Below are 18,203 nucleotides of genomic sequence, written 5' to 3' on the forward strand. Positions count from 1 at the left end.
AATACACAGGTTGCGTCAGTGTTAATTTAGAGTAGGGCAGTTAATTGACGCTAAGGTGAACGATTTATTGCAAATTGATTAAGTTTAATGAGAAGACCAATTCCATTCATTGTCTGGTCATTCAGAATGCGTCTAGTGTTTTTGATTAAGGGGGCAATGCAGAAATAGTGCCCCCTTGAATAGCGGTATTAGAGTAAAAGTGAGTTTGTTATTTAACTGAGTGTTGAGTTATTTTTGCCAATGAAAAAGGGAAATACTCAGTATTTCCCTAGGCTAATTCGGCTGGGTATTATCGTGCGGCGTCGATAATGGCTTTGGCCATTTCATCGGCAACAGAACCTGTGGTACGGTTTTCGCTATCTGCGCGGCTAAAGATGGTTAGCAATGTGTTGTAAATTTGCTCTACCTTAGCTTTAGATGCCGCGGCATCATAGTTTTTCTCAAATGAGACATTAATAATGCCGCCAGCATTAATAACATAATCAGGTGCGTATAAAATGCCCATCTGTTTAAGTTTTTCGCCGTGACGCACTTCTGCTAGTTGGTTATTGGCACAACCGGCAACGATAGTGGCTTTTAACAGTGGAAGGGTGGTGTCATTGATTGTTGCACCTAATGCACAGGGGGCATATACATCCACATCTTGGGTATAGATGTCTTGTGGCGCTACAACCGTTGCACCAAACTCTGTCGCTACGCGGTCAAGCGATGCTTGATGAATGTCGGTAACAATTAACTCAGCGCCTTCTTCATGCAAATGTTTACACAGGTAATATCCAACGTGTCCAACACCCTGAACTGTGACTTTAATCCCTTTTAGGCTATCTACACCGCGTTGATGTTTAACGGCCGCTTTAATGCCTAAATAAGTCCCTAATGCGGTTAATGGTGATGGGTCACCTGATTTTCCTTCCATGCCTGCAACAAATTCTGTTTCGCGGCTGGCAATCATGATGTCAGATGTTGATACGCCAACATCCTCTGCTGAATAGTATTTACCACCTAAGCTATTAACAAAGCGGCCAAAGGCTAAAAATAATGCTTCGCGGTCAGTGGTTTTCGGATCGGCGATGATTACGGCTTTACCGCCACCCATGCTTAAGCCTGCAAGCGCATTTTTATAAGTCATGCCACGAGATAAACGCAGTACATCTGTTAACGCTTCATCATCCGATTGATAGTTCCACATACGACACCCGCCAACAGCTGGCCCAAGGTTAGTGTTGTGGACTGCGATAATGGCTTTTAAACCACTTTGCTTGTCATGACAAAATACCACTTGTTCGTGTTCATCGAACGAAACATGATTAAATACTGTCACGTGTAATCTCCGCTTGCTGTGTGTAAAAGTAAAGTAACGTACCTAGGGAATAGAGTCTATTAGGTACAAACGACTGCTTGTTAAATTTATTGCAGCACGATAGCATTTAGCGCTACTCTCAACAAAGCATGATTTAGTTATTTTTGTGATTGATGTGGAAATTTAGCTTGCCACTTTACGTAAACGTAAAGTAACTTATGTTGCATCATTGTTTTTGAGATTGAATTTTAGGTTAATTATTGTACTAACCTGAAACATAACAATAAGATAGGAAGTATTATGACTGAAGAAGTTGCAGAGAATGTCACAGAGCCAACAGTAGACCAAGATGCCTTAAGACAAGAGTGGGTGCGTACTCAGTTTCAAAAAGCCAATCGCTTTTTAGCTGAAAAAGGCGTGATCCCAAGTAACGTATTGGCCAGTGAAAGCCGTTATCTTGCGCCTTATTTAGCCATTTGGAAAATGGAATCTAAGCAGCCTAAAAAACAAACTTTTTGGGTGATGTCTGGTGACTTACCGTCGGATTATGTTGATGTTAAAGTGGCGGCAACTGCGCGTGATGCTATTCGTCATTTTTCATTGATGTGGCAGCTCAAAGCTGAAAACCTCCATCAATCAGGCGCTACGAGAGATGAGACACAACGAAAGTTTGCACAATTATTAGTGTCGCGGGCAGAAAGCCTGTATAAAATGCATCAAGATGAAAAACTTTGGGGCTAATACCCAATTCCACTCATTATCTGGTCGTTCAGCGGGAGTTCTGTGCCTTCTAGGCAAGTCATAGGATTGTAGGCAGAGTTGCTCTACCTTCTGCATCCATGTAGTCGTCGGCAACTGCTCCTGCGTTGCTCTACCTCCTGCATCCATGCAGTCGTCGGCAACTGCTCCTGCGTTGCTCTACCTTCTGCATCCATGCAGTCGTATGTAGCAGTATAGAAGGCACAGAACCCCGCCTTGCAGGAGACACTCAGACTGTCCATTTCTTTGTTGCTTTGCCTTAAAAGGGAATAACCATCATTATTTTAGCAATGCGCCTCAAACTGAACAATCTGAGTGGCTCTGATTGGTCACATAATTAATGGATTTGGTATAGTAGCCCATAAGCGCATTTAAAAAAGGCACCTAGGTGCCTTTTTTGTTTAGCGTAAACTGTCACAACTTAGCGTGATCAGCATTCGTCTTCCGCTAAGTAATATAAACCTTGATTAACCAGTTGGGTTAACAGCTCAAGTAATACGGGGTGCTCAACCAGTTCACTGGCTTGTTCTGGCATAATACTGACATTGTTGGCTAACAGTAGTAATACTGCCTCGCTTATTTCTGCTAATGGGTACTCTTCACCATTAATAAATAACCGCGCATGGTTGTCTTGTTCAAGACGTAATACCTTTAAGCCCCCAATACGCTGAATAATTGCACCTTGTTCTATGGCATCAATTAAGTCATCACTGCTTAATGGCGCTTCGCCTTCACAGATATCGAGTTCGAATCGATTTTGACTCAATAATTTACCTAGCATGGTTTGATAGGCTTGAGGATCTTGGGCAAGTTGTACCAATAAATCCATAATGCCTTGTTGATGCGCTTGGCTAATGAGTCCTGGCGAACTCGGTTCGTCCTTAGACGTAAACCGTTTGTGCCCCTGATTACTGTCGATAAGGCTATCGGCGAGCTGTGTGAGCAGTTCTTGTTGGCTCGGCGCTCTAAAACCAATGGAATATGACATAGCTAACGTCACTGTTTCACCACAATGTGGGTAGCCTGGCGGAATGTATAACACATCGCCTTTTTGTAATACCACATCGATAATTGGCTCGAAATCATCTACTAAGGGTGAGTTTTCATTGCCGCCACGGCGTTTATGTTGACCTTTGTCACCGACTTTCCAGCGACGTTCGCCTTCACCTTGAATAATAAACACATCGTAGTTGTCGATGTGCGGTCCTACGCCGCCACCGGGTGTGGCAAACGATACCATCAAGTCATCAAAGCGCCAGTCGGGTAAAAAGCGAAATGCTTCCACTAATGGCTGTGAAGCAGGATACCAATGGTTAACGGCTTGCACTAATAGCTGCCAGTTATCTTCGCCAAATTGGTCGTAGTCTTCAAATGGACCTTGTACCACGTCCCAATCATCATTTTTTGTGATAACAACGCGCGATGAAATCTCTTCTTCGCAGGCGAGGCCCGCAAGTTCATCTGCGGCAATGGGGTCGTCAAAATCGACAAATGCTTGTTTGATAACAAGCGGTTTCTGCTGCCAATGCTGTTTAATAAAGGCTTGGGTATCAATATTTAATGTGTACATCATTGACCTCAGATGGAGAGTGTTAAATCCAATAAAAAAGCGGTCACAGATGCGACCGCCAAGATTAGCTTGTGTCGATTAAATGACTATTTTAGCTCGTCGACAAAGGCTTCTGCACGGCCGATGTAATTTGCTGGAGTCATTTTTTTCAGTTCAACTTTCACCTCTGCTGGTAATTCAAGGCCATCAATAAATACAGCAAGTTGCTGTGCATCGATGCGTTTTCCACGGGTGAGCTCTTTTAGTTTTTCATATGGCTTTTCGATGCCATAACGACGCATAACGGTTTGCACTGGCTCAGCCAATACTTCCCAGTTTTTATCAAGTTCGGCAAGTAGTTGCGCTTCATTGACTTCTAACTTGCTGATCCCTTTTAAGGTGGCTTGGTAAGCAATGAGCGAGTGCGCCATGCCGACACCAAGGTTACGTAAAACTGTTGAGTCAGTTAAGTCACGCTGCCATCTTGATACTGGCAATTTAGCTGCTAAGTGTTGCATTAATGCATTTGCAATACCTAAGTTACCTTCAGAGTTTTCAAAGTCGATTGGGTTGACTTTATGCGGCATGGTTGATGAACCAATTTCGCCAGCAATGGTGCGCTGTTTGAAGTGACCTAACGCAATGTAACCCCAAATATCACGATCAAAATCAATAAGAATAGTATTGAAACGCGCAATAGCATCAAATAATTCTGCAATGTAATCATGCGGCTCAATTTGCGTGGTGTAGGCGTTCCAGTTAATGCCAAGGCTGGTCACAAAACGCTGTGACAGCTCATGCCAGTTCACTTCTGGGTAGGCAGAAATGTGGGCGTTATAGTTACCCACAGCACCGTTGATTTTACCCATAATCTCAACCGCATTGATTTGGTTTAATTGACGCTCAAGGCGCACGGCAACGTTGGCCATTTCTTTGCCTAGTGTAGATGGTGACGCAGGCTGACCATGAGTGCGTGACATTAATGGCACACTTTTATTGTCATGGGCGAGCTTTTTAATGGCATCAATTATTTGTTGGCAATAGGGCACTAATACTTGCTCGCGTGCTTCTTTTAACATTAAACCATGCGATAAGTTGTTAATGTCTTCAGAGGTACAGGCAAAATGCACAAATTCGTCAATGGCGACAAGCTCGGCATTGTCGGCAATTTTTTCTTTAATAAAGTATTCAACCGCTTTTACATCGTGATTAGTGGTACTTTCGATGGTTTTAACGCGAAGTGCGTCTTCTTCATTAAAGTTATCTTTAATGCTGTCTAATAACGCGAGGGCGATTTCGCTAAATGGGGGAACTTCTTCAATCTCTGGGCAGCTAGATAATAGCTTTAACCAGTTGATTTCAACTTGAACACGGTACTTAGTAAGACCGAACTCGCTGAAAATCCCTCTTAATGAGGCGGTTTTACTACCATAACGACCGTCTACCGGAGAGATAGCAGTTAGTGCGGAAAGATCCATTTGAAGCTCCTTGATGAACTTTGTTGTAGGGTGAATCGATTAATTGTTATTTTGGCTTATTTTAGCGGTATCAAATATCGCTTTTCGGGCAAACACTAAATGGCGACGTTTGCCGCCTAATTGGCGCCACAATACTGCACTGCGCATGGCAGCAAGTAGAAGGGCACGAATTTTATGTTGTACTATGGGTTGCTTTAAGCACTCGGGGTTGCCTGATATTTGCAATTTAGGCCCAAGTTCGCTGATGATGTCGCTATATATACTGGCAAAGTTAGCAATAACTTGTTCGTCAGTGATAGCAAAGTGGTTCAATTGACGATGTATTTGATTGATCCGCTCGGCAAGCATGCCTAAGCCGTTTGCTGAACGAGCCAGCTTTCGCTCTAGTGCTAATACTCCGACTAAGTAACGCGTTGTTTCGACATCTTTATTACTGCCATCGCCCAGTTGATTTTGAATCAACTGGTAGCCTTTATTTAATATGCTTTTATCTTGATAGACATCGGCTGTGGCTTCTGGTTCGGTGACTAAGATGGTATTTAATGTTGCCGCCAGGGCTTCTTTATCACTTTCACCGTGGCGAGCTAAATACTGCACTTGGCCAATTGCCTGTAAAATCCCGGCAAATGCCATAGTGCGTTCAAACAATATGGTTTGTTGAGTTTGACTCACGATTTATCCTCGGATTAAGGTATCGATAATGCCGCCACCTAAACAAATTTCACCATCATAAAATACCGCGGACTGGCCTGGCGTGACAGCGGCAACAGGTTCATCGAATGTCACGGTAATGTTATCTGGGTCTGTGTAGACTAACGTACAGGCCACATCGCGTTGACGGTAACGTGTTTTTACAGTGATTTGACTGTTATTGGCAGGGCCTTTGCGGTCAACCCAATGCAGTTGATTAACGGTCATGCCCTGGGACATAAGGCGTGGATGATTTGCGCCTTGTGCAACCACGAGTACATTACGAATTAAATCTTTTTCGACCACATACCACGGGTCTTCGCTACTGTTTTTAAGGCCGCCAATCCCTAGCCCTTTACGTTGCCCAAGGGTGTGATACATCAGCCCTTGATGAGTGCCTATGACTTCGCCTTCAGCCGTTTCAATGTCACCAGGTTGTGCCGGTAAATAAGTAGCGAGAAAGTCAGTGAATTTACGCTCGCCAATAAAACAAATGCCGGTACTGTCTTTTTTGTCGTGAGTGATTAAGCCCATTTTTTTAGCAATCTCACGTACTTCATGTTTTTCAAGCTCACCGACAGGAAATAAGCTGCGTGCGACTTGTTCATGACTGAGGGTGTATAAGAAGTAGCTCTGATCTTTATTGCCATCAACACCGCGGAGCATTTCAACGCTGCCATCGCTGTTATCACGACGACGCACATAATGGCCCATGGCGATGTAGTCGGCGTCTAAAATCTCGTCTGCAAATTCAAGGAATGCTTTGAATTTAATTTCTTTGTTGCACATGATATCTGGGTTAGGCGTGCGGCCGGCTTTGTATTCGGCTAAAAAATACTCGAACACGTTGTCCCAGTATTCAGCGGCAAAGTTGACGGTATGCATTTTGATACCAAGCTTGTCACACACAGCCTGCGCATCTTTTAAATCCTCTGCCGCAGCGCAATATTCATCGGTATCGTCTTCTTCCCAGTTCTTCATAAATAGACCTTCAACCTCGTAGCCTTGCTGGATAAGCAAATAGGCCGAAACAGAAGAGTCCACACCGCCGGACATGCCGACAATGACTTTTTTACCATTAGAAGTTGGGTTGATTGATGTCATAAATCCTAAAAACCATTGAATAAAGAGAAAATGTATATGGTGGTGTCTGTTAATGGTTTCAAGCTAATGGTAACAATTGACTGAGCTTGAAAGCCGTTAAACAAGGTCAACAATAAAATAAAAGTGATATAAACCTAATCTTATCGTGTAAACATTGCATTTGTGCGGCGCGTATTCTACCACGCATTCGAGCGCTGGGCTATCTTGAAGGACAGTCAATGTAGGGAGAAAACTGAGCTAACGCGTGTGCAAATAGTCTGAATTAAGTAAGGTTAATGGCAAGTGGTGCGGACAAGGTTTTGCATCGCTTTTTTGCGTCAAGTCTCTGGTAGCCGGAGGGGATTGGTCTAATAAACCTGCTTGCTGGACATAGTCATCAATACTTTTGAGCACGAGCGGGCTGCGTAATTGGTCGCCTAACTCACCAATTTGTTCGCGAGATAACCAATGGGTGCGGGTAATGGCGCTGTCGAGTGGCGTGCCTTCAATGGGTTGCTCGAGGTCAATGCAAAAGGTGTAACGTACAAATGCGAGTGTGTCACTGACACTAAATTGATAAATACCGACAATGGCTTGCGGTGCAATGGCCAGCCCTGTTTCTTCTAATATTTCCCGTGAACAGGCATCAATGAGTGACTCGTTTGCCTCTAAATGTCCAGCTGGTTGATTAAATTTAACCTGGCCATCAATTATCTCTTCGACCAGTAAAAACTTGCCTTGGCTGTAAACAACACAAGCGACAGTGGTATTGGGTTTGTAACGTTGAGTCATATATTTACTCCCTTATTTTAGTGCTTTGCCTGTGTTATTTATGGTTAATGATTAGCGTTGGCTAATTTGTTTGTATTGACCATTTTGTAAATCATCTAGACACCATTGACCTATTTTATAACGGATTAATCTTAAGGTTGGGTGGCCTACATGGGCAGTCATTCGTCTGACTTGGCGGTTACGCCCTTCGCAGATTTGTACCTCAAGCCAAGTCGTAGGTATTGATTTTCGCTCTCTTACGGGGGGGACGCGTGGCCAGATCTCGGGAGAGTCCATTATTTTGACCTTTGCGGGTAAGGTTATGCCGTCTTTAAGTTCTACCCCATCGCACAATGCTTTTATAGCGGCCTCTGTTGGCTCGCCTTCGACCTGTACCCAATAGGTTTTAAAGGTTTTTTTATTCGGTTGGGTTAACTTCGCTTGCAGTTGACCATCGTTAGTGAGCAGTAATAGGCCTTCGCTGTCTCGGTCTAATCGTCCTGCGGCGTAAACGTCACTTATCGGAATAAAGTCTTTAAGGGTTTGGCGACCTGATTCATCGGTAAATTGGCAAAGCACATCAAACGGTTTGTTGAACAGCACGATAATAGGGTTTTCAGCTGGTGGTTTCTGTGGGCTTTTGCGTCGAGTCATTTTGCTCGTGCGTTTAGATTTAGGTATTTGTGATAAAGGACGACCATTGGTGGCAGTCTTTTTTTTAAATGAACTGAATTTACCTGAGTTTGCCATAAAGGTATGGATAATATCCTTAATCGTTTAATGGGGGGTTGTAATAAGAATTAACAACTTTTATCTCAGTTTACTGTGTATTCGCCCTTAGTGGAATTTGAAAATTGCTAAGAATGATCTATGATGTCCGCCTAAAAATTGTGATCTGTACCTAATTTATCACTGCCTAAGGTGTATTTTTAACAAAAAATACCGTCGCAATGTGGGAAAAATATAATAAAAAATGGGATAGGGGATTTCACATACAGCGTTCACATAGGATGTGAACGCTCGTAGCAAATCAAGGTTCACTCCCGGGAGTGTTATCCACCAAAGCCCATCAAATGCTTATACAATTTATTCTAATAAGTTATTAATTTACAATAATGTAGGAAATAAAATGAAAGATAACACTCCAACGATCATATACACAGAAACTGATGAAGCGCCAGCACTTGCTACTCTGTCTTTATTACCCATTATCCGTAACTTTACTGACGCTGCAGGCGTAAAAGTAGAAACCCGTGATATTTCTTTGTCAGGTCGTGTTATTGCTAACTTCCCTGAAAAATTAACTGCTGAACAGAAAATTGCTGATGCATTAACTGAATTAGGTGAATTGGCTAACCAGCCAGAAGCTAACATTATTAAGTTACCTAATATCAGTGCGTCAATTCCACAGCTAAAAGCGTGTATTGCTGAATTACAAGCCAAGGGCTATGACATTCCTAATTACCCTGATGAGCCTAAAACTGACGCTGAACTCGAAGCTAAATCACGTTATGACAAAATTAAAGGCAGTGCGGTAAACCCTGTTTTACGTGAAGGTAACTCAGACCGCCGTGCGCCAACATCTGTTAAAAACTATGCTAAGAAAAACCCACATTCAATGGGTAAATGGGCTACTGATTCACAGTCTCATGTTGCACACATGAACGAAGGCGACTTTTACGGTAGCGAGCAATCGGTAACTTTACCAACAGCTGATAAAGTGAATATCGTACTGACACAAGCTGATGGCAAAGAAGTGGTACTTAAAAGTGGCTTAACTTTACTTGCTGATGAAGTGATTGACTCTGCGGTTATGAGCAAAAAAGCGTTAGTCGATTTTTATGCTCGTGAAATTGAAGCGGCTAAGTCTGAAGATGTTTTATTATCGCTTCACTTAAAAGCCACCATGATGAAAGTGTCTGATCCCATTCTATTTGGTCACGCTGTTAAAGTGTTCTTTAAAGATGTATTTGATAAGCATGGCGAATTATTTGCTGAACTCGGTGTTGACGTAAACAACGGCTTTGGTGATGTGTATGCCAAAATTAAGTCACTTCCTGATGCTAAGCGTAGCGAAATCGAAGCGGATATTGCTGCCGTTTATGCTGCACGTCCTGCACTAGCCATGGTTGATTCAGACAAAGGTATCACCAATCTACACGTGCCAAGTGACATCATTATTGATGCATCTATGCCTGCAGCGATCCGTTCATCTGGTCAAATGTGGGGCCCAGACGGCCAATTAAAAGACACTAAAGCAATGATCCCAGATCGTTGTTATGCCGGTGTGTATCAAGAAACCATCGCATTTTGTAAAAAACACGGTGCATTTGACCCAACGACAATGGGCAGTGTACCAAACGTGGGCCTTATGGCTCAAAAAGCTGAAGAATACGGTAGCCACGATAAAACATTTGAGATTGCCGCTGACGGTACTGTGAATGTGATTAATCAAGCTGGTGATGTGTTAATGAGCCACAAGGTTGAAGCGGGTGATATTTACCGTATGTGTCAGGTAAAAGATGCACCTATTCGTGACTGGGTTAAGTTAGCCGTCAGACGTTCACGTTTAAGCAATACGCCAGCCATTTTCTGGTTAGACAGTGCGCGTGCACACGACGCTGAATTAATCAAAAAAGTGACTCAATACCTCGCCCAAGAAGATACTTCAGGCTTAGATATACAAATCATGTCTCCAGTTGAAGCTACGCGCGTAACCTTGGAGCGTATTATTAAAGGCGAAGACACCATTTCTGTTACGGGTAACGTGTTACGTGACTACCTAACTGATTTGTTCCCAATTCTTGAATTAGGCACAAGTGCTAAAATGCTATCAATCGTACCGTTAATGAATGGCGGCGGCTTATTTGAAACAGGCGCAGGTGGTAGTGCACCTAAGCACGTTCAACAGGTAGAAAAAGAAGGCCACTTACGTTGGGACTCTTTAGGTGAGTTTTTGGCACTTGCAGCATCATTAGAACATTTAGCTCAAACAGCTAACAATCCTAAAGCCCAAGTGCTTGCTGATACGTTAGATGTGGCGATTGGTGAGTTCTTAGACAGTAATAAATCACCTTCACGTCGTGTGGGTGAATTAGATAACCGTGGTAGCCATTTCTATCTTGGCCTTTACTGGGCGAATGCACTTGTTAAGCAAACTGCGGATACACAGCTTGCTGAACATTTTGTGCCTTTAGCGCAAGCGTTAGCAGCAAATGAGGCGGTTATTTTAGCAGAGCTTAATGGTTCACAAGGCCCAGCGGTTGATTTAGGCGGTTATTATCGTTTAGATGCGGCTAAAGCTGAAAAAGCCATGCGTCCTAGTGCAACATTGAATAAATTGATTGGTTAATTGATGAGTCAATAGGGCATTACGTGACAGTAATGCCGCTATTGATAATGAGTTGATACGCCATATTTTTAGACAATAAAAAAAGACAGGGATTAAAATCCCTGTCTTTTTGTTTTATAGTCTCTACCTACTATTTTGTAGGTGAGATGGCTGAAGCATGCATTCCTTTAGGACCTTCTTCAACTTCGAAGCATACAGGTTGTCCAGCTTTTAAGGTACGATAACCTTCCATTTCGATAGTTGAATAGTGCGCAAATACATCTTCGCCACCCTGATCTGGGCAAATAAACCCGAATCCTTTGGCGTTGTTGAACCACTTAACAGTTCCGTTTGCCATACTTCCACTTCCTTCTGTTGTCTACTTACCAGTAAGATAGTAAAACTTATTATCCAGCGGTCTATTATTCGCCGCCTGACAAATAGAATGAAATTTGTACGAAAAGATGTCAAGTATAAATTAACAAAAAGACAACATTTAATTAATTTAATAATATCAAGTGGTCGGGAACCAAACGAGAGGCTAGTATTAAACAATGGCTAAATTAGGCAGTGTAGAACATACCGAAGAAAAGGTTGAATCTGAGCTACAACCACCCCATATGTATAAAGTGGTGCTAAACAATGATGATTACACCCCGATGGATTTTGTGGTTGAAGTGTTGCAACGCTTCTTTGATAAAAACGAGCAGCAAGCTGTTGATATCATGTTAGCGATACATCACCAAGGCAAAGGATTGTGTGGCGTTTTCCCATTTGGGATCGCCGAAACAAAAGTTTTTCAAGTAAATCAGTTTGCAAGAGAAAACCAACATCCGTTACTGTGTACATTAGAGAAAGCATAAAAATCGTTTTCTTACAGTCTGTGGTTAAATTTAGGGGGTGCTTATGCTGAACAAAGATCTGGAAGTCACCTTGAACCTAGCGTTTCAGCAAGCTAGAGATTCACGTCATGAATACATGACGGTAGAACATTTATTATTAGCACTTATTGATAATCCTGCCGCATATGAGGCGTTAATTGCCTGCGGTGCGGATGTTAATCGCCTTCGTGAAGAAGTGGCTAATTTCATTCAACAAACCACACCTATTATTGCAGAGTCACCTGAAGAGCGTGAAACCCAACCGACATTAGGCTTTCAACGGGTACTTCAACGGGCCGTTTTTCATGTGCAATCATCGGGGCGTAACGAAGTGACTGGCGCAAATGTGCTGGTGGCCATTTTTAGTGAACAAGAATCACAAGCTGTCTATTTACTTCGACGCAGTGAAATCACCCGTTTAGATGTGGTTAATTTTATTTCCCACGGTATGAGTAAAGACGAAGACACTGGCGAGTCCTCTGATCAAGAGCGCATAGAAGATCAATCTGAAAACAGTGAAGAGCGCAGCATGTTAGCGCAGTTTGCCGCTAACCTTAATCAGCTTGCTAAAGAGGGTACCATCGACCCATTAATTGGTCGTGATGCTGAGATTGAGCGTGCAATTCAAACCTTATGTCGTCGTCGCAAAAACAATCCGTTGTTGGTTGGTGAAGCGGGCGTAGGTAAAACGGCGATTGCCGAAGGGTTAGCGTATCGAATTGTGACGGAACAAGTGCCTGATGTGATGGCTGATGCCACAGTGTACTCGTTAGATTTAGGGTCATTATTGGCCGGTACGAAGTACCGTGGTGACTTTGAAAAGCGCTTTAAAAGCTTATTAAAAGAATTGTCAGCTGATGAGCATGCGATTTTATTCATCGATGAAATCCACACTATTATTGGTGCGGGGGCCGCGTCTGGTGGGGTAATGGATGCTTCTAATTTACTCAAACCCTTGTTATCAAGTGGCAAATTACGCTGCATGGGCTCAACCACGTTCCAAGAGTATCAAAGCATTTTTGAGAAGGATCGTGCATTAGCGCGTCGATTCCAAAAAATTGATATTAATGAGCCATCCGTCGCTGAAACCACTAAGATTTTGATGGGATTAAAGTCAAAATACGAAGAGTATCATGGTGTGCGGTATACCCAAGCGGCTATCAGCAGTGCAGCCAGTTTGTCAGCGAAGCATATCAATGACCGTCATTTACCTGACAAAGCCATTGACGTGATTGACGAGGCGGGTGCTCGTATGGTGATGATGCCGCAAAGTAAACGGAAGAAAACCATTGGCCAGGCTGAAATCGAAGCGATTATTGCTAAATTGGCGCGTATACCTGAGAAGTCGGTATCGTCGACTGACAAAGACATGTTACGTAACCTTGAACGCAACCTTAAGATGGTGGTCTTTGGGCAAGACAAAGCGATTGAGAGCCTTAGCTCTGCTATTAGGTTGTCTCGAAGCGGTTTAGGTTCAGAGAAAAAACCTGTCGGCAGTTTTATGTTTGCTGGCCCAACTGGGGTAGGTAAGACTGAAGTCACCAATCAATTGGCCAACTGTCTCAACCTCAAACTCATTCGCTTTGATATGTCTGAGTATATGGAGCGTCACACCGTATCGCGTTTAATCGGTGCACCTCCGGGCTATGTTGGTTATGACCAAGGTGGTTTGCTAACTGATGCCGTGATTAAAAATCCACATTGTGTAGTGCTACTCGATGAAATCGAAAAGGCGCACCCGGATGTATTCAACTTATTATTACAAGTGATGGATCACGGTACATTGACTGACAATAACGGCCGAAAAGCTGATTTTAGAAATGTCACCTTGGTGATGACCACGAATGCGGGTGTACAAGAAACGATTCGTAAGTCGATTGGTTTTCAGCAACAAGATCACACCCAAGATGCATTAGCTGAAATCAATAAAATGTTTTCACCTGAGTTCCGCAATCGTTTAGATTCGATTGTGTGGTTTAACCATTTAGACATGACAGTGATAGCGAAAGTGGTTGATAAGTTCTTAGTTGAACTGCAAGCACAGCTAGATGATAAGCGGGTCACCTTAGATGTGAGTGATGAAGCACGTACCTTGTTAGCTGAAAAAGGCTATGACAAGTCAATGGGTGCTCGTCCTATGTCGCGCGTGGTCACTGAGTTGATTAAACGTCCTCTTGCTGATGAGATCTTATTTGGTGTGCTTGAGCGTGGTGGTATTGCGCATATTGATGTTAAAGACGGTGAGATTAATATTGATTGTGAGGCCACTGAGAAGGTGTCTTAATAAGCACGTTTACTCTGTAAAATGACAATAAAAAGATGACCAAGTGGTCATCTTTTTTTATCCGCAGTATCCGTATATTCATCACATTAATTATGTCATCCGTTCAGGTGTTTTATGGTTCTTTATACCGCAATACTTTGCTTGCTGCCTGACCAGATAATGAATAGGATGAATAGTAAACTCAACAACAAAAAAACCGACTTACAGTCGGCTTTTACAATGTTGAGGCTAGCGATTAACGTGCGCGGAAGACGATACGACCTTTTGATAAGTCATAAGGAGTCAGCTGAACCGTGACTTTGTCACCCGTTAAAATACGGATGTAGTTTTTGCGCATTTTGCCAGAGATGTGGGCTATCACCACATGTCCATTTTCCAGCTCTACGCGGAACATTGTGTTTGGCAAGGTCTCAAGGATAGTGCCCTGCATTTCAATGTTGTCTTCTTTCGCCATTAATAAGTTATCCCATTAGCCTTCAAATATGAAAAATCGGGCGTATCATGCCCCAAATTCGCTTAACTGTAAAGGGCGTTAGCAAGAAAGAGGTTCAAGTTGTTCATCAATTTGCCAACCTTGTGGTGTTAATATTTGATAAGGTCGATATTGACGCTTGTAACGCATTTTTCGATTTTGATCAATTTGATAGCCTAAATACAGAAAACGCTTGCCCATTGACTTCGCTAATTGGCATTGTATCAATATCATTAGTGACCCTAACGAGCGGTCTGCATAGTCAGGATCAAAATAGCTGTAGATAGCAGAAAAACTGTGGACCATATTATCAGTGACGGCCACGCCAATCAGTCGGTCCTTATCAAACACTTCAATAAACATTGGCGGTAGCCAATCAGACAATAAAAAATCATCATATTGGCTCTGAGATGCCGGATACATAGGACCATCATTGTGACGTTCATTTATATAGCGTTGATAAAGTTCAAAATGTTCAGGACGTGTCTGATAATTGACTTTCCAATGTAAATCCTGATTATTCTTTAAAGTTCTTTTTTGGCGTTTAGACAACACGAAATCGTGAACATTAAGGCGTATCGATTGGCACGCTTGGCAACTCGGACAGCGCGGTTTATAGATTGCATTGCCATTACGGCGAAAGCCCATTGCCAGCAATTGTTCAAATAAAGCCCCGTCAATATGCGGCTCTTGGATAACGAGTAACTGCTCTTTATTGCCTTCAATATAGTTGCAATCAAATGGTTGGCTTATTCCGACACTGACAGATTTAGAATTCAATTAAGACCTCTTGTTTGTTCCATATCGATGGCGATATTGATTGGTCTCGATAACGGTGAAGTAAGGTTAAAAAATCTTGTCTTGGTAGCGCTTTGGCGCCCAAATTGATTAAATGAGGGTTCATTACTTGAGCATCAATGAGTTTAAAACCATGCTGCACCACATGTTGATTAAGTATAGCAAAAGCGGCTTTTGATGCATTGGTTTGTCGATGAAACATTGATTCACCACAAAATACTGCACCCACTGCAATGCCATATAAGCCGCCCACAAGGTGCTCTCCATTCCAGACTTCTATCGAATGGGCTTTGCCCTGTAAATGTAACTCGTAATAAGCCATTTGAATTTCAGCAGAAATCCAAGTGCCATCTTGTGCGCTGCGTGGGGCTGCACAACCCGCAACAACCTCTAAAAAAGCATAATTAATGGTATACCGCCAGCTCGATTTTTTAAGGAACTTTTTTAGGCTTTTGCTGCCAAAAGGATGAGTCGGAAAAAACACGGCACGAGGATCTGGCGACCACCATAAAATAGGGTCGCTGGCATTAAACCACGGAAAAATACCCTCATAATATGCTTTCAGTAAGCGTTGAGGTTGCAAGTCTCCCCCAATGGCAAGTAAGCCATTGGGATCGGTGAGTGCATGTTCTGGCGGCGGGAAGCCGATAGACCGATTTAAATAAGACAGTGAGTTCACAATTGAGTATATTAATTGGCATACCTTATCGTTAACTTAGCGGAAAATAGCGATGTTTAAAATCATAACCGTCACCGGAAAGAGTTTTTTTGCGTTATTACTGACATTTTGCTTGTTTTGTGGGCCAGCACAAGCCGCTTATGAGCGTAACCAAGCTGTGCCGGTTGAAAAAGTGTTGTATGGTAACATTGAGTCGGTACGACATGTGACTGAAAAGCAATTAGTGGAAGATAGCCGCAGCGGTTGGAAAACATTTGGTGGAGCCCTAATCGGTGGTGTGATTGGTCATCAATTTGGTAGTGGTTCAGGACGGGATGTGGCTACGGTGCTTGGCGCACTTATTGGTGGCGGTTTAGGCAGTCAGCATGGACAATCGGCCTATTATCTTGAAAATAAACTGATTGAGTTAATGATAACGCAAGAAGATGGCAGCCAAGTGATGGTGATTCAAGATCTCGACCCTGGCATGAGCTTTAGCGCTGGTGATGAAGTACGAGTGGTATATTTAAAAGGTTATGTCCGAGTCGATTTAGCCATGTAACTCGATTAATCTGACAACAATCGATTAAAAAAAGAATCAATAACATAAAAGGAGCCTAGGCTCCTTTTGTGTTGATGCTAATTTATTTTATACGAATAAGCCGTATTAAATTAGAATCCTCGCGGTAAGGTTTGGCTGCCAACGGTGTTTTCAAGCTTTTGACGCCATAATTGTTTAGGCGTTAACCCACCAGATGTCGCAGTGGCTTTTTTGCTGGGTTGCGTCTTAGCAGGTTTAATGTCCGCTTTAACCACAGTTTTTACGCTAGAGGCTTTTACTTCAGAGGCTGGTCTTGCTGCACACAACTCGCCATGCATGGTTTCAAGTTCGCTAAAACGTACCGATTTACCACCGTCGATTTTATACCAGCTGCCAGCTTGCTTAATCGACACCGCTTTGCCTGATTGTTTTTCAAGTGCCATTTGCAGTTGGCTGATGACCTCTTCTTTAGTCAATGTTGTCATAGTTAATAACCTATTTGTTATCATGTTAAATGAAGGTTGTAATGAATTTTAAAGTGTTAACACTACAAAAGTCCAATTGACTGCTAAAATTGTTGGTTTATCACTCATAAAGTCGTTTTTATCGACATATTTCACTGCTATTGTTGAAATATTCGGGCTTGAGTTAAACTGTATGTCATCGCATAGCGGCGTTAACTCGACATGATTTTTACCATGAGGGTTAATCGCCCAGTAAAGTCATCACCCCCATTATTTTTGGTCACACTCAATCAAGTGGACCCGTTCAGTTTCACAATACTTTTAGGAATATTATGTCAACACATCAGCAAGGAAAGTCCGTCATCTCTCGACAAGATCTCACGGCGTATTTGAATACCTTTTTGAATGTTTCAGCGTTTAAAGACTATGCTCCAAATGGATTGCAAGTTGAGGGTAAAGCCCAAATTCGTACCATAGTCACTGGGGTTACGGCTTGTCAGGCATTAATAGAACAAGCCATTGCTGTCAATGCTGATGCCATTTTGGTACATCATGGTTTTTTTTGGAAAAATGAACCTGAAGTGATCACCGGCATGAAATATCGCCGAATTAAAGCCTTAATGGACCACGACATTAGCTTGTTTGGTTATCATTTACCCTTAGATGCCCACAATGGCATTGGTAATAATGCTCAGTTAGCTTATCAACTGGGGATTTTAAGTCCGCGTGTGTGTGAATCCGTAGCGCAAGACTTATTGTGGCACGGTCACCTTGAGCATCCTGTTACTGCAACTGAGTTTAGCCAATTACTCAATAATGTCCTTAAGCGTGAACCTCTGCATATTGGTGATAATAGTAAGCTCATTTCAACCATTGCATGGTGTACTGGCGGTGCACAAGATTATATCGATCAAGCGGCACAAATGGGCGTTGATGCCTTTATTAGCGGTGAAGTGTCTGAGCGCACTTATCATGCTGCCATGGAGCAAGGGATACATTACTTTGCTGCAGGCCATCATGCCACCGAGCAATTTGGGATTAAGGCGCTTGGTCAACACCTTGCCAGTAAATTTGATTTGACTCATCACTTTATCGATATTGTCAATCCGGTGTAACTTGGCTACGTCGAGTCGTCGTGTTGGGT

18 protein-coding genes are annotated in these 18,203 nt (G+C 42.7%); 6 read left to right on the plus strand and 12 right to left on the minus strand.

What is annotated here, in order from left to right:
- Window positions 1–289 precede the first annotated feature (289 nt).
- On the minus strand, window positions 290–1,321 hold the full coding sequence (locus PQR79_RS02170; RefSeq protein WP_238103517.1) for a Glu/Leu/Phe/Val dehydrogenase dimerization domain-containing protein: 1,032 nt from the start codon (window positions 1,319–1,321) through the stop codon (window positions 290–292).
- A gap of 279 nt (window positions 1,322–1,600) precedes the next feature.
- On the opposite strand from PQR79_RS02170, the gene PQR79_RS02175 reads away from it, so the two are divergent.
- On the plus strand, window positions 1,601–2,041 hold the full coding sequence (locus PQR79_RS02175; RefSeq protein WP_238103518.1) for a DUF4826 family protein: 441 nt from the start codon (window positions 1,601–1,603) through the stop codon (window positions 2,039–2,041).
- A 448-nt stretch (window positions 2,042–2,489) separates the two neighbouring features.
- On the opposite strand, the gene PQR79_RS02180 is transcribed toward PQR79_RS02175, so the two are convergent.
- From PQR79_RS02180 to PQR79_RS02205, 6 genes are all read right to left on the minus strand, one after another.
- Window positions 2,490–3,629, minus strand: coding sequence for a ribosomal protein uL16 3-hydroxylase (locus tag PQR79_RS02180; protein ID WP_238104166.1), 1,140 nt, complete (start codon window positions 3,627–3,629; stop codon window positions 2,490–2,492).
- Window positions 3,630–3,715: 86 nt separating this feature from the next.
- A complete protein-coding gene (gene purB / locus PQR79_RS02185) occupies window positions 3,716–5,086 on the minus strand; it encodes an adenylosuccinate lyase (protein ID WP_238103519.1) in 1,371 nt (456 codons plus the stop codon).
- A 39-nt stretch (window positions 5,087–5,125) separates the two neighbouring features.
- Entirely contained in the window at window positions 5,126–5,758 is a 633-nt protein-coding gene (gene hflD, locus PQR79_RS02190; protein ID WP_274408364.1) for a high frequency lysogenization protein HflD, read from the minus strand.
- Window positions 5,759–5,761: 3 nt separating this feature from the next.
- The gene (gene mnmA, locus PQR79_RS02195) at window positions 5,762–6,880 is read right to left on the minus strand and encodes a tRNA 2-thiouridine(34) synthase MnmA (protein WP_238103520.1); all 1,119 of its coding nucleotides are present in this window, start codon (window positions 6,878–6,880) and stop codon (window positions 5,762–5,764) included.
- A 237-nt stretch (window positions 6,881–7,117) separates the two neighbouring features.
- Complete coding sequence (locus PQR79_RS02200) at window positions 7,118–7,651, minus strand: NUDIX hydrolase (protein ID WP_238103521.1); 534 nt, start codon at window positions 7,649–7,651, stop codon at window positions 7,118–7,120.
- 51 nt (window positions 7,652–7,702) lie between these two features.
- The gene (locus PQR79_RS02205; protein WP_238103522.1) at window positions 7,703–8,380 is read right to left on the minus strand and encodes a pseudouridine synthase; all 678 of its coding nucleotides are present in this window, start codon (window positions 8,378–8,380) and stop codon (window positions 7,703–7,705) included.
- Between the two features lie 379 nt (window positions 8,381–8,759).
- On the opposite strand from PQR79_RS02205, the gene PQR79_RS02210 reads away from it, so the two are divergent.
- A complete protein-coding gene (locus tag PQR79_RS02210) occupies window positions 8,760–10,982 on the plus strand; it encodes an NADP-dependent isocitrate dehydrogenase (protein WP_238103523.1) in 2,223 nt (740 codons plus the stop codon).
- 130 nt (window positions 10,983–11,112) lie between these two features.
- Here PQR79_RS02210 and cspD read toward each other — a convergent pair whose 3' ends face one another.
- Complete coding sequence (gene cspD, locus PQR79_RS02215) at window positions 11,113–11,319, minus strand: cold shock domain-containing protein CspD (protein ID WP_160052900.1); 207 nt, start codon at window positions 11,317–11,319, stop codon at window positions 11,113–11,115.
- Between the two features lie 196 nt (window positions 11,320–11,515).
- Here cspD and clpS point away from each other — a divergent pair, with 196 nt between their 5' ends.
- Together clpS and clpA are read left to right on the plus strand one after the other, a co-directional pair.
- Window positions 11,516–11,824: an ATP-dependent Clp protease adapter ClpS gene (clpS, locus tag PQR79_RS02220; RefSeq protein ID WP_238103524.1), complete on the plus strand. Its 309-nt coding sequence runs from the start codon at window positions 11,516–11,518 to the stop codon at window positions 11,822–11,824.
- A gap of 43 nt (window positions 11,825–11,867) precedes the next feature.
- A complete protein-coding gene (clpA, locus tag PQR79_RS02225; RefSeq protein ID WP_238103525.1) occupies window positions 11,868–14,126 on the plus strand; it encodes an ATP-dependent Clp protease ATP-binding subunit ClpA in 2,259 nt (752 codons plus the stop codon).
- A 235-nt stretch (window positions 14,127–14,361) separates the two neighbouring features.
- Here clpA and infA read toward each other — a convergent pair whose 3' ends face one another.
- The 3 genes from infA to aat form a co-directional block, all read right to left on the minus strand.
- On the minus strand, window positions 14,362–14,580 hold the full coding sequence (gene infA / locus PQR79_RS02230) for a translation initiation factor IF-1 (RefSeq protein WP_011496276.1): 219 nt from the start codon (window positions 14,578–14,580) through the stop codon (window positions 14,362–14,364).
- 78 nt (window positions 14,581–14,658) lie between these two features.
- The gene (locus PQR79_RS02235; protein WP_238103526.1) at window positions 14,659–15,378 is read right to left on the minus strand and encodes an arginyltransferase; all 720 of its coding nucleotides are present in this window, start codon (window positions 15,376–15,378) and stop codon (window positions 14,659–14,661) included.
- Entirely contained in the window at window positions 15,368–16,075 is a 708-nt protein-coding gene (gene aat / locus PQR79_RS02240) for a leucyl/phenylalanyl-tRNA--protein transferase (protein ID WP_238103527.1), read from the minus strand. Before aat ends, PQR79_RS02235 begins: the two co-directional genes overlap by 11 nt.
- Window positions 16,076–16,127: 52 nt before the next feature.
- Between aat and PQR79_RS02245 the strand changes: the two genes are divergently transcribed.
- On the plus strand, window positions 16,128–16,616 hold the full coding sequence (locus tag PQR79_RS02245) for an outer membrane lipoprotein (RefSeq protein ID WP_238103528.1): 489 nt from the start codon (window positions 16,128–16,130) through the stop codon (window positions 16,614–16,616).
- A 110-nt stretch (window positions 16,617–16,726) separates the two neighbouring features.
- Here PQR79_RS02245 and PQR79_RS02250 read toward each other — a convergent pair whose 3' ends face one another.
- Entirely contained in the window at window positions 16,727–17,080 is a 354-nt protein-coding gene (locus PQR79_RS02250) for a hypothetical protein (protein WP_238103529.1), read from the minus strand.
- A 341-nt stretch (window positions 17,081–17,421) separates the two neighbouring features.
- Here PQR79_RS02250 and PQR79_RS02255 point away from each other — a divergent pair, with 341 nt between their 5' ends.
- On the plus strand, window positions 17,422–18,174 hold the full coding sequence (locus tag PQR79_RS02255) for a Nif3-like dinuclear metal center hexameric protein (RefSeq protein WP_274408375.1): 753 nt from the start codon (window positions 17,422–17,424) through the stop codon (window positions 18,172–18,174).
- Window positions 18,175–18,203: the final 29 nt, after the last annotated feature.

This window comes from Shewanella metallivivens (assembly GCF_028750675.1).
GTDB lineage: Bacteria > Pseudomonadota > Gammaproteobacteria > Enterobacterales > Shewanellaceae > Shewanella > Shewanella metallivivens.